The organism is Vibrio sp. A2-1 (assembly GCF_021728355.1).
Lineage (GTDB): Bacteria > Pseudomonadota > Gammaproteobacteria > Enterobacterales > Vibrionaceae > Vibrio > Vibrio splendidus_K.
Genome location: NZ_JAKKCO010000006.1, coordinates 43051 through 56185 on the forward strand (window position 1 = coordinate 43051; position 13135 = coordinate 56185).

11 protein-coding genes and 1 riboswitch are annotated in these 13135 nt (G+C 43.1%); of the genes, 8 read left to right on the forward strand and 3 right to left on the reverse strand.

The window, feature by feature from the left end:
- Positions 1-2: 2 nt before the first annotated feature.
- From L3V33_RS17925 to L3V33_RS17940, 4 genes are all read left to right on the forward strand, one after another.
- Positions 3-977: an efflux RND transporter periplasmic adaptor subunit gene (locus tag L3V33_RS17925; protein WP_054547676.1), complete on the forward strand. Its 975-nt coding sequence runs from the start codon at positions 3-5 to the stop codon at positions 975-977.
- 7 nt (positions 978-984) lie between these two features.
- Entirely contained in the window at positions 985-2337 is a 1353-nt protein-coding gene (locus L3V33_RS17930) for an ABC transporter permease (RefSeq protein WP_237290952.1), read from the forward strand.
- A complete protein-coding gene (locus tag L3V33_RS17935; RefSeq protein WP_237290953.1) occupies positions 2334-3488 on the forward strand; it encodes an ABC transporter permease in 1155 nt (384 codons plus the stop codon). Before L3V33_RS17930 ends, L3V33_RS17935 begins: the two co-directional genes overlap by 4 nt.
- Before the next feature lie 572 nt (positions 3489-4060).
- On the forward strand, positions 4061-5602 hold the full coding sequence (locus L3V33_RS17940) for an alanine/glycine:cation symporter family protein (protein WP_054547673.1): 1542 nt from the start codon (positions 4061-4063) through the stop codon (positions 5600-5602).
- 185 nt (positions 5603-5787) lie between these two features.
- Here L3V33_RS17940 and L3V33_RS17945 read toward each other — a convergent pair whose 3' ends face one another.
- The 3 genes from L3V33_RS17945 to L3V33_RS17955 form a co-directional block, all read right to left on the reverse strand.
- Entirely contained in the window at positions 5788-6021 is a 234-nt protein-coding gene (locus L3V33_RS17945) for a hypothetical protein (RefSeq protein WP_237290954.1), read from the reverse strand.
- A 263-nt stretch (positions 6022-6284) separates the two neighbouring features.
- Positions 6285-7019 (reverse strand): chromosome partitioning protein ParA, encoded by a 735-nt coding sequence (locus L3V33_RS17950; RefSeq protein WP_102495782.1) that lies wholly within the window; start codon positions 7017-7019, stop codon positions 6285-6287.
- Positions 7020-7192: 173 nt separating this feature from the next.
- Positions 7193-7351 (reverse strand): hypothetical protein, encoded by a 159-nt coding sequence (locus tag L3V33_RS17955; protein ID WP_048659466.1) that lies wholly within the window; start codon positions 7349-7351, stop codon positions 7193-7195.
- Positions 7352-7652: 301 nt separating this feature from the next.
- A riboswitch (glycine riboswitch) is annotated at positions 7653-7787 on the forward strand.
- Positions 7788-7915: 128 nt separating this feature from the next.
- Between L3V33_RS17955 and L3V33_RS17960 the strand changes: the two genes are divergently transcribed.
- The 4 genes from L3V33_RS17960 to L3V33_RS17975 all read left to right on the forward strand — a co-directional run bounded on the left by L3V33_RS17960 (position 7916) and on the right by L3V33_RS17975 (position 13014).
- Entirely contained in the window at positions 7916-9286 is a 1371-nt protein-coding gene (locus L3V33_RS17960) for a sodium:alanine symporter family protein (protein ID WP_061025471.1), read from the forward strand.
- A 376-nt stretch (positions 9287-9662) separates the two neighbouring features.
- Positions 9663-10523: a winged helix-turn-helix domain-containing protein gene (locus L3V33_RS17965; protein WP_237290955.1), complete on the forward strand. Its 861-nt coding sequence runs from the start codon at positions 9663-9665 to the stop codon at positions 10521-10523.
- On the forward strand, positions 10520-10981 hold the full coding sequence (locus tag L3V33_RS17970; RefSeq protein ID WP_171313520.1) for a hypothetical protein: 462 nt from the start codon (positions 10520-10522) through the stop codon (positions 10979-10981). Before L3V33_RS17965 ends, L3V33_RS17970 begins: the two co-directional genes overlap by 4 nt.
- Positions 10982-11538: 557 nt before the next feature.
- Entirely contained in the window at positions 11539-13014 is a 1476-nt protein-coding gene (locus L3V33_RS17975) for an aerolysin family beta-barrel pore-forming toxin (protein ID WP_237290956.1), read from the forward strand.
- Positions 13015-13135 lie beyond the last annotated feature (121 nt).

Below are 13135 nucleotides of genomic sequence, written 5' to 3' on the forward strand. Positions count from 1 at the left end.
TCATGAAACCTATTAAGCCCCTTCTTCTATCTTTAGTTGGTATCGGCGTTATTGGCTGGGTCGGATACAGTTTCTACCAAGCTTACCAACCTCAGCCGGTTAAGCTTCAAGGTCAAATCGATGCGCAGCAATACAGCATCTCATCGAAAGTACCTGGCAGAATTGATGAAATATTCGTGCGTAAAGGCGATTCAGTTGAAAAAGGCGAATTGATCTTTTCTCTTCTTAGCCCTGAGATTGACGCGAAGCTAGAACAAGCAAAAGCAGGTCAAAAAGCTGCTGGCGCATTAGCAAAACAAGCAGAGAATGGTGCCCGTACTCAGCAAATCCAAGCCGCTAAAGACCAATGGTTGAAAGCAAAAGCGGCAGCCGATCTTATGGACAAAACCTACCAACGTGTAAACAACCTTTACAACGATGGTGTCGTTGCCGAGCAAAAACGCGATGAAGCAAAAACACAGTGGCAAGCGGCGAAGTACACCGAAAGTGCTGCGTTCCAAATGTATCAATTAGCACGAGAAGGCGCTCGTGACGAAACCAAAGTGGCAGCCGCTCAAAAAGCATTAATGGCGGCAGGTGCGGTGGCGGAAGTTGAAGCTTACGCAAAAGACACACAGATCCACAGTTGGTTTAATGGCGAAGTGTCTCAGGTGCTATTAAGCAGCGGTGAGCTCGCACCACAAGGTTTCCCTGTTGTGACTGTTATCGACACCAAGGATGCATGGGCCGTGCTCAACGTACGTGAAGATATGCTTAAGCACTTCGAAAAAGGCAGCCAGTTTGAGGCGTACCTACCGGCTCTGGATAAATCATTAACTTTCCAAGTGACACACATTGCCGTAATGGGTGATTTCGCGACTTGGCGTTCAACAGACGCAGCACAAGGCTTCGACTTACGTACTTTTGAAGTAGAAGCGCACCCTGTCGATACGAGCGAAACACTGCGTATGGGCATGAGCCTAGTGGTTGAGCTTTAGGTGACGTATGTCTGCTAACTTTCGATCGATAGGCTCGCGATCTACAGCCTCGCAATCTAGAAGATCGCAATCAACTGAGCATCATAGAGCGAAGAATACCTTGCTTAGGCAGTGGGCGATTGTCCGCAAAGACAAATGGTTGTTGTCTTGCCTAACTTGGATACCTTTGCTTCTTGCTGCCAGTATTTGGCTGATTTTTTCGCAAGGGATCGCTCGTGACTTACCGGTTGCGGTTGTTGACTTGGAACACAGCCAAATTTCGCAACAGTTCACACGTCTTGTTGATACATCACCAACGCTGCAAGTCACTCAGAAATACAGCTCTGCGAGTGAAGCGGCGAAAGCGATGATTGAACGCGATATCTACGGTTATGTTGTGATACCAAGGCATTTTGACCGAGACCTTCTGCTCGGATTGAATCCGCAAGTGTCTGTGTTCTACAACAGCCAATTTATCTTGATAGGTAAGCTAGTGAATTCGGCGTTGCTGCAGGCTCAGGGGACTTTTAACGCGCAACTTGAGGTCGCTAAGCAGTTATCACACGGTGATACCACGGTGCAATCAGCATTAGGCCAAGCAGTAACAGTGCAAAGCCAGATCACGCCACTGTTCAACAAGAACACCAGTTATGCTCAGTTCTTGGTGTCTGCGGTTATTCCTGCACTATGGCAGATCATGATTGTGGTGGGCACGATATTGGTTTTGACGGCGAACGTTAGAGCTCGTGGTCTTCATGCTTGGTTATCCAACGCCCCGATGAAATCACTAACATCAACACTAGCGCCCTACCTTGTCTTGTTTTTGATGTTTGGTATCGCGTTTAGCTTTTGGTTCTATGTCCTCTTAGACTGGCCGTTTAACGGCAGTTTTGTGGCACTGACCGTCGCCCAACTGCTTACCGTCATCAGTTGTATCATCATGGGTTGTTTGTTTTTCTTCTTAACACTCGATCCTGCAAGGGCGATGAGTTTCGCTGGCGCCTTTACAGCACCAAGCTTTGCGTTCATGGGGATTACCTTTCCAGTCACCGACATGAACACAGCAGCTCAAATCTGGAGAAGCTTACTGCCCGTGAGTCATTACATCGAAGTACAAACAGCACAATCAAGTTATGGCGCGAGCGTGGCACAGTCGCTTATCAGCCTCTCCTCTATGTTGTGGTATGCGATACCTGCTTTCGTGGTGATTTTGTTGATTAAGAAACACTTGGCGCAATCGAATCAGTCTGCACAAACGGATCTAACAGCCCAAGCAGCTCTATCTGCAAAAGCAACACCTTCAACACCTTCAACACCTTCAACACCTTCAACACAACAAGAGAAATCTGAACAATCAGCACCACAAGGAGTAAAACGATGAGCTTTACTCAACTGCTCAAGCAAGAACTGTTAGCGGTACTGCGTAACCCTGTTGTACTTCTTACGGTATTTGGTGGTGTGGTCTTCTATTCATTCTTGTATCCATTGCCTTACGCGCACCAAGTTCCTCAACAGCTTAAAGCCTCGGTAGTAAACTTGGACAAGAGTCAAAGCAGCTACCAATTAGAACGAATGGTGGATGCCACCTCTCAAATCGAATTGGTACGTCGAGACTCCAGCATCGCAGATGCAAAACAAGCCGTACTTAACCAAGAGATCGGTGGGTTCCTCGTCATTCCAGAAGACTTCTATAAAGACCTGCTGCTCGGTAAGAGCCCGACGCTTTCTTACGCCGGCGATGCTTCTTACTTCTTAGTGTATGGAACCATTGTTGAAGGGCTTGCCAAGGCAGGTGGCACGTTAGCTGCACAAGTTAAGGTCAGTCACTTGTTAGTAGAAGGAGTACCTTTAGAGTCCGCAGCCAAAGGCTACAGCGCGTTTAGCTTGAACCTAAAACCAACGTTCAATAGCCGCATGGGATATATCGATTACGTGGTTCCAGCCGTCTTTGTGTTGATCCTGCAACAAACCTTAGCCATGGCTTCTGGTTTAGTTGGGGCAACCCAAAACGCTCAATCTACGTTTGGCTATTGGAGTAAGACCTCTCCGGCAAAACTGATGCTTGCTCGTTGTTGTACCTTAGTCGGCATTTATTACTTGTTGTCGATGTACTACTTCGGCGCGAGCTTTTCGATGTATGGAATAAATTTGCTCGCCTCAACGACACAGATTTTGACTTTACTGCTGCCCTTCTTATTGGCCAGTTGTTTGATCGGGATTTTTATTGGTGAGCTAGTGCCAAGAAGAGAGTTAGTCACGGTTGTGGTGTTAATCAGTTCAATGCCGCTGATCTTCTCTTCAGGTTTTATCTGGCCTGTTGAAATGATGCCTGAATGGCTAGTACTGTTATCGCAATTGTTCCCAAGCACACCAGCTATTCAAGGCTTCTTAGCGCTTAATCAGATGGGTGCATCTTGGCAAGAAGTGGCATCTCAATGGACATTGCTATGGGGACAAGTCGCTTTATGGGGCTCGCTGTTGGCGCTCAAGCTCTACCACAAATCGAGTAAACGTATCACTGGGGCCGTGTAGCACTAGTCTCTAAACGTTAAGCCTAATGCTCATGCTCATGCTCATGCTCATCGTAAACCATTAAAAAGGCTCTGATAAAGGGCCTTTTTAATACTCTCTGGCCTGATTCCATCTTAAGCCATCAATTGTATAAACGCTTCCCAAGCACATATCGAATATTCAAACTCGCCGACTTCCCTGTGATCCCCCACTATAATTCACCTTAGCCCGTCGCTATAACAGCAACTGCATATGCCTTTTACAACCTAAAAAGCATCGACTTATTCCAAAACAATGACAAAACCCGAACAATTGTAAATTTATTGTAAAAATTTCTTTGAGGGTATTATTTTTATGTATAGGATTATCAGTAGGGCTTGGTAGGCCGAATACCATAGTCTTATTGGTTCACATACCAAAAGGATATCCATACAAAGCAAGATCAGTACTTATATTTATTTCGTTTTTCGACCTAGCTACAGCCGTTTATGTTGCCGTCGAATGAAGTAGATAAATCACTGAGATGTAAAAAATCAAATAAAAAACAAACACAACAGCAGCAAACATAATTTAATAAAAAGACAGGGAAAACCATGAAAAACTTACGTGAATTATTTTTTGGGTTTATATTATTGTTTAGTTCCAGTGCATTTGCAGAAGAAGGATCATTTAGTCAAAGTATCAGTAACTTGAGCCAAAGTGTTGATGGTTTTTTCAATGACTACACAGGTTGGTTCGTTGGATTAATATTTAAAAGTGTTCCACTTGGTGAAGCAAACTTCCCAATCATTGTTGGCTGGCTATTGCTCGCTGCGATCATCTTTACTGTTTACTTTGGCTTTGTTCAATTTAAACGTGTCGGGATGGCAATAGACATTATTAAAGGTAAGTACACAGACCCTAACTCCAAACACGAAGGGGAAGTTTCTCACTTTCAAGCGTTAACAACCGCGCTTTCTGGAACTGTTGGGCTTGGTAATATTGCCGGTGTGGGTGCTGCACTCGCAATTGGTGGTCCTGGTGCGACATTCTGGATGATCTTGTGTGGTCTTCTGGGTATGGCGTCTAAGTTCTGTGAATGTACCTTAGGTGTGAAATACCGAACTATTCTACCTTCCGGTGTTGTTTCAGGTGGTCCAATGTACTACCTAAGCCAAGGCCTAAGCGAAAGAGGACTCGGTGGACTAGGTAAAGCCCTTGCAATTGGTTTTGCGTTAATGTGTATTTTAGGTGCGTTGGGCGGCGGTAACATGTTCCAAGCTAACCAAGCACATGCCATGTTAACTTACGCATTCGATGTACCGAGTGAATACGGTGTGATCACTGGCCTTGTACTCGCTGCTTTAGTTTTCTCTGTGATTGTTGGTGGTATGCCTTCTATCGCATCGGTAACGGAAAAAGTTGTTCCTTGGATGGCTGCTCTGTATATCGGTATGGCTCTGATTGTTATCGGTTCTAATCTTGATCAAGTTGGCCCTGCGTTCAGCGCAATCTTTACAGGTGCATTTACCGGTGAAGGTGTGGTTGGTGGATTCATTGGTGCCCTAATCCAAGGTCTAAAACGTGCAACATTCTCAAATGAAGCAGGTGTAGGTTCAGCAGCAATTGCTCACTCAGCAGTAAAAACAAAAGAACCAATCACTGAAGGTCTTGTATCACTACTAGAACCATTCGTTGATACGGTAATCATTTGTACAATGACGGCATTGGTAATCACTATCGCTGGCTTAAACGTAGGTCCATATGATGGAACAGGTTTAACGGGCGTAACGCTTACTGCTGCATCGTTTACTGAAACTGCAGAAGTGTTCAAATACACACTTGCTCTCGCGGTAATCATGTTTGCGTTCTCGACGATGATTTCTTGGTCGTACTACGGTCTTAAGGCTTGGACTTACCTATTTGGTGAAGGCAAAACAACGGAACTGATTTTCAAAGTGATGTTCTGTGTGTTTGTTGTTATTGGTGCGACGATTCAGTTTGGCGCGGTAATCGACTTCTCTGATGCGGCTATCTTTGCGATGTCTATCTTCAACATTCTTGGCCTGTACTTCCTAATGCCTGTTGTGAAGAAAGAACTGCAATCATTTGTTGCTCGTGTGAAATCAGGTGAAATCAAAACTTACGATAAATAACGTTTAGTGGAATGATGTTGATCTGATAACTAATTTAGGTCTCATAACGATACAGTTCTAATAAACGAGGCTGTTCTAAAAATTTTTGTAAGACCCTTTGCTTGAGAAAGCGAGAACAGGACTGCAGCTTATCCAAATCCCTACTAGCTTTGCTTGTGGGGATTTTTTATGCCTGAATAGTTGGGCTAGTTGCTATCCTCAATGCTCTTTTCACTCTTTTCACTCTTTTCACCATCATGTTCAACGTCGAAACGACGAACTAATTCTTCTACTTCGATCATCTCTTTTTGCGCTAATGGCGAACAACAATCATCGAAACAATAAGCTATGGTGCAGTTCTCACAAAGGTACTCTGGCATCACTTCATCCCTTGTCGTCAAAGCAGCCAAATGCGAGCTAGCAATCGACTGCGTGTTCATCCTGAACAACACTATTATGCAGCGACTCTGATCTGAAAATATGTATGCAAAGTCATTCAATAGACAACAAGTAACATATCATTGCGAATATACGTAACTATTCACAAATATCTAAGCAAACAATGAAAACACTCAAATAATCAATAATGAGAAAGCACCGGATCTATGCTCCCCAGAAAACGCAAAACGCCCACATAACGTGTGTGATGTGGGCGTTTCAATATTTACTGTAAACTATCTCTGGGTTGATTAAAGCCTGTGGTTTATAGGCCCATCTCTTCAGTGAGCGTTTTGATCTGCTTAAGATCCATGGTGTGGACTTCAATCATTTGTCTGATATCACTCAGACGAGAGTTAGCGTTATCCTGCTTCTCACACGCGTCAGATTTAGCATCCCATGATGTGCCATCTAAGAAAACGTCGCACGCTTTCTTCAGAGAACCAAGGTTCTGCTCAAGTTCATTTTTTTCTTTCTCAAGCTTTTCAAGTTCTTGAGAGATCTGTAATTCTTTTCGGAAAACTTCACGCGAACGCTCAAACAAGGTCGATTGCATATCAGCCTGACGATTAAGTTTCTGGTTGTCTTGCTGAGTTTGCTCTAACGTTTGCTTCTGTTCGTTTAGCTGCTGCTCTAATGAGTAGTTCGCTTTCTCTAAAACCGAAGACTGCTTCGCTAGGTCTTGGAGCTCTTTTTGATGTTCTTCTGTTTGTTTTACTAGAGCGGCTTCTACTTTTTCATCGATTTCGGTATCGACTTTTGCCACTTTAGTTTCAACGGATGTCATCAACTGTGTTTTGCTGTCATGCAGTTCTTGATAACGAGTTTCGAGTACCTGATAAGTGGACTCCCACTTCGAAGCCGTGATTGTAGAACCGATCAAGCCACCTAACGCCAAACCTATAACCGCAGCAATGCCGATATAAAGCTGACTGCGCTTATCGCGTTCTTCAATAACAACCACTTCATCTTGTTCGCTTTGTCCAGATTGCTGGTTCACTAGCGGGTACTCCCAAAAATTTGTTTAACGTTACACGGTCACTGATACTGATACTGATACTGATACTGATACTGATACTGATACTGATACTTTAAGCTCAGTTAAACCTATTACCCAAGCCAGAAGCACTTGAGCTTTGCTTACACGTTCGTCTTATCTACTCACAGACAGGTTTAACGAGTTAACTCCGAAATCATCAAGCTGGCCGTATACAAAAGGAAGCTGCTAACGATAACGATCACTACCCCTTTTTGCAGTTTTTCGTTTGTCCGGTAACGAAACAGCACAAATGCCAAAGCCAATAAAAAAACAATCGCTATTAGTCGAGTCATAACTCCTCCTTGTTTCTCTATTTTATACCATTTAAATAAGCAAGTTACGTCAGAGACTCGTTGTTTGATCATTTAGTTGAACAACATTTAAGCAAACAGATATTTTGTAGCTGACATCACATTTTATATGATCTAGGATACGTCTACAGATTACCTAATTATTTAGGTAATTGTTCCGATGAAGACTGCAGGAGAGTGGTTTTTAACTAAATATTAACATTTAGTTAGATTGACCCGCCGAAGAAGTAAATCTTTCAGGTGCTTTATGCTGGAGAAATCCAGAAAAGTGAGGACTGTCGTTGGAGGAACCTCTGGAGAGAACCGTACTACTTTTTTTGTAGCAAGCGGTCGCCGAAGGAGCAAGCTTAGTGCCCGTTACTTATCTATAAGTGATTCGCTAAGTGAAACTCTCAGGCAAAAGGACAGAGGAGTGGAAAGCAACAGCCTTAATTAACAAAAGAATTCTATCTAGAAATCCGTCTGTATTAAGTAGTGCTATCGATCCCTGAGATCCGCACTGCCTTCCCTCTTCTCCTTAAATTTTATATTTATTAAGGGGAAACTATGAACCATCTACAAGCTACACTACAAACCATCAACCAATTCGTTTGGGGACCACCACTGCTTATTCTTCTAGTGGGAACGGGGATCTACTTTACTTTTCGCTTAGGCTTACTCCAGTTTAGACACCTCCCAACCGCACTAAAAATGGTGTTCACCAAAGACAAATCCGGTACGGGTGACGTATCGAGTTTCGCCGCTTTGTGTACAGCACTTTCAGCAACTATTGGTACAGGTAACATCGTTGGTGTAGCGACCGCAATTAAGATTGGTGGCCCTGGAGCCCTATTCTGGATGTGGCTTGCCGCTGTATTTGGTATGGCGACCAAATATGCAGAATGTCTACTTGCCGTTAAATACCGCAGAACCGATAGCAATGGCGAAATGGTTGGCGGCCCAATGTACTACCTGCAATACGGTGTCGGCTCACGAATCTTAGCGGTAATGTTCGCTGTCTTCGCGTTAGGTGTTGCCTGCTTCGGTATTGGTACCTTCCCACAGGTCAACGCTATCTTAGACGCAACTCAAATTTCATTTGGTGCTTCTCGTGAGATGTCTGCTGTCGTTCTTACGATATTGGTGGCAGTTGTAACCCTTGGTGGTATTCAATCTATCGCGAAGGTGGCAGGAAAAGTGGTTCCAACCATGGCAATTATGTACATCGTCGCGTGTTTGAGCGTGCTGGTTTCAAATGCAGACCAATTACTGAATGCCATTACCCTTGTGGTTACCTCTGCGTTTACCAACACCGCTGCAACCGGTGGTTTCTTTGGTGCAAGCATCATGCTTGCTATCCAATCAGGTATCGCTCGTGGTGTATTCTCGAACGAATCTGGTCTAGGTAGTGCGCCTATGGCAGCAGCAGCGGCTAAAACGGACTCGTGCGTGAAGCAAGGCCTTATCTCGATGACAGGTACCTTCTTTGACACCATCATCATCTGTACGATGACAGGCTTGGCGCTAATCTTAACGGGTGCTTGGCAAACCGACCTCTCTGGTGCAGCGATGACCACTCATGCATTCGCTGTGGGTTTAAACGCCGATACTCTAGGTCCAATGTTAGTTTCGATTGGCTTAATCTTCTTTGCGTTTACAACGATTTTAGGCTGGAACTACTATGGTGAGCGCTGTGTTGTTTTCTTACTAGGTACCAAAGCAGTACTGCCTTACAAAATCATCTTCATTGCGTTGGTTGCTTCTGGTGCATTCCTAAAACTCGACATGATCTGGCTGATGGCTGATATCGTGAACGGCCTAATGGCTATTCCTAACCTTATCGGTCTTATCTTGTTACGCCACGTTGTCATCGAAGAAACAAAGCTATTCTTCAAACCTTTAACTTCTTCAAATGATTGTGAAGCCGTTAAAGCATAACTTGAATTGATTGAACACCAAGCCCGCAATAAATGCGGGCTTTTTTATTGATTCAACGCTTCAAATGACTACATTATTACTTGTCCTATATACCCAAAAATATAATAAGATATTTATTCGGCGGTTGTTCTAATTAAAATAATGAAAAGACTAATAAAAAGGTCACTAATAAAACCAACGCTTAATTAGATGTTACTTATATTTAACAGGTTGTGTCTAAATAGCGTTATTTTTATCATAAACGAATAAGAAACATTTTGTTCCAACCACACAAAAAAACACCATAATAAAATATGTGACTTTAATTCACATATGAGTCAGTTTATAGTCATCTACACTCTTGAGAGAATTATAATAAAAATAAAATGTTGGCTATATGATCAAATTTGACCCAATTAAAAACCGTATTTATAACGACGAACGTTCTATTAAAATAGGATATCGTGAGACTCGTGTTTTAGAGTTATTACTTAAAAAATCTCCCGAAATTGTGCGCAAACAAGATATTATTAGTTTCGCATGGGGAAGCGAATTCATTGGTGATACGTCACTAGCGAAATGTATCAGCTTGCTTCGCCAAGGATTCGTTAAGCTCGGTATCAAAGAGACGCCAATCGTGACTGTGCCAAAGGTTGGTTACCGCCTTATCGATGGTTGTGTCTTGATCGAATCGCAGCCACAAAGTGGAGCCACTATACTTCTCACTCCAGTGAGCGACCACATATCACTAAGTCATACCAGTTCACTAAGTCATAGCAGTTCATTAGGTAATCGCTGTTCACAAGGTCAAAGCAGTATTGCGCTCTCTCTTGCAAGTAGCCATGAATCTGAATCTAAACAGACGACACCTGCTTACCATCAAGTCGGCTCATACCGAAATAGACTGTGTTACTTCACTACTGGATGTTTGCTGCTGGCATCCGCGTTATTGGCTTTCGCTAAAGTTAATGAGAGAAACCTCAGTGATATCAACCCGGTTAACCGACTAAACGAGCAGTGGATTGGTCAAGTACAAGTTTTCCAAGATCCTGAAATGGCGATGACTCCTGAGCTAGAAAGCATCCTCTATCAGTATCAATGTGATTGTGTGGCGTACGTTAGCGAAGAGCCCGGCTATTCAGAACTCTCCGTACTCAACAAAGCAACACGCCAGTCTGTCAATATCTTTTACACGTCAACACAATTGGATCGAGCTAGCACCGAGCTGGCGCTATTCCTAGAGAGAGGCCAACTATGATGCCATTCGTTGCACTCATTTCCGCATTCGCTTTATTAGTTGGCATATGGAATATCCCTTCGCCCCAACCAAAAGAAGAGCATCGCTATCAACATAGTGTGGTGGACTTCATAGTGGATGACAATGTATTACGTACCGATGGATTAACAAAAATAAGTAACAACGAAGTCCTGCATCTTATGTCAGTCCAGGACGACAACATGCCAAACCCGATTGTCCTGAGATTCAAAGGAAAAGCTAACCCTTCTCAATCATTTTTCTTTTCTATATCTGGTACCATCGACTTAGTCTCTGTACAAAAAATAAATAAAACAATGAATGACAGCCTATTGTCACCTTATCTTTTAATCAACAATGACCCATTAACGATAAAGATTGATATCTTAAGTTCAAATGATTTATTTGCCATAATAAAAACGTGTAATACAGGCCGAACACAACTTCTGGCTAAGCGATAATTAGGAACAGTTTTTCCACCAGCAACCGCTACTTTATTATCAAATGACGATCCTTGCCGATATTACACATAGAAAACGGATGGTTATTTTTATTCTTCTGTCAGTAATACAATGGCGACTTTATCCTAACTTAAAGTGTTTCAATGTTAAAAAAGGTCGCATATCAAGATATCCAATCTAGATTTAGACTCCTTATGGCTAAATACCCGCCTTAAAGTTACGAACATTGTGAATGGTTATATCTAGCTTTCTACTTAACCATTCACATCAAGCGTAACGAAATAACATCAAAGCGTTTTGACGTTTAAGCCCAAATAATAACACTCTATTTTTCTAAAAACGGTTTGAGCCCCATCAAATAATTTCCTTTAAGTTGCATACACTTTCACCATATAAACACATTCAACAATACAACCCGATGAATTCAAAGGGTAAATTAATTCAAGCCTTTTCAGTATCTATCTATTTATCAACATGAAAAAGTGAACTTGTCTTGTTAACTACACGGCACACAAAACATTATCAAAATAGAAAAATTACAAACGAGGGAATTGTTAATGATTAGTATAAACAGAAGTCTCTTAGCAACCGCAGTGTTGTCTGTTCTATCAACCGGTGTAAACGCAAAGGTTTACCCAGACCAAATAGTGTTTGACCAACTTGGTGAAGATGTATGTCGCTCTGGTTATCGCCCTTTAGACCGTTATGAAGCCGAAGAGCAGAAGAGTGCTTTGGTCGCTCGTATGGGCACTTGGCAGATTACCGGGTTACAAGGAAACTGGGTAATCATGGGACCTGGTTATCATGGCGAAATTAAACAATCAAACAGCGGGTCGACGTTCTGTTATCCGAACAATGACCAATCTGAAATACCAAATTACTCTGCTAAAGCCGTCACAGAAGGCAGCGAGATAGACGTTGAATATGACTTAGTAAACAACCGCAATGATTTTGTACGCCCTCTTAGCTATCTAGCTCACAACCTAGGTTATGCTTGGGTTGGCGGTAACAACAGTCAGTATGTTGGTGAGGACATGACCATTAACCGCTCGGGTGACTCTTGGGTGATACAAGGTAACAACAGTGGCTCTTGTGATGGTTATCGCTGTAACGAAAAGACTAAGATCACCGTCGATAACTTCACCTACACCGTTAACGACAATAATTTTTGGCACGGCGATGTCGTCGAGTCCGATCGTGAACTGGTTAAGACCGTTTATGCAACGGCAAGAAACAGAAGCGACATCGCGCAGCAAGTCGTTGTCGACCTAAAAGTCGATGAGTCTACAAATTGGTCGAAAACGAATAGCTATGGGTTCTCCGAAAGTGTTCAAACAGAGAATACATTCAAGTGGCCTTTGGTTGGCGAGACTAAGCTTACAATCAAGTTAGAAGCGAACCAGAGCTTTGCTGAAACCAATGGCAACTCCACTAGCGAGCAAGTAACACTGCAAGCTCGTCCTATGGTTCCAGCGAATTCGGAGCTGCCGATTCGAGTTGAGTTGTATCGTTCAACCATCTCTTATCCGTACCGATTCAACGCTGACATCAGTTACGATGTTGAATTTAACGGCTTCCTTCGTTGGGGTGGTAACGCATGGCACACTCAACCAGACAACCGCCCTTACAAAGCTCACACCTTCACTATGGGCCGTAGCAGCAATGAATCAGCCGATATTCGCTACCAATGGGATCACCGATACATCCCAGGCGAAACGAAATGGTGGGACTGGGGCTGGGCTATCAAAGAAGCCGGTTTATCAAGCATGCAGTACGCGACTGGAGGAAGCTTACGCCCATTCCACTCTTACGTATCTGGCGACTTTAACGCTGAATCTCAATTTGCAGGCACCATTGAAATTGGCCAAGCAACACCAATTACCAACAGTGTTCGTAGCAAAAGAAGCGTTGATTCAGTCAGCGAAACCACTGAGCGCATTGGTGATATCGAAGTTACCACCAACTTTAATGCAGATGAGTTAAGTGACTTAGGTTTCGAAGGCGCTGAGATGAACATTAGCGTTGTCGAATAACGCAGTAGCTCACATCTAACACTCGGTTTACCATTAACAAAAAAGCCCACGGCAGTGTTTATATACAAACCTAACGTGGGCTTTCTTCTTTTTAATTCAATTGTGTAGAGCCTTTAGGACG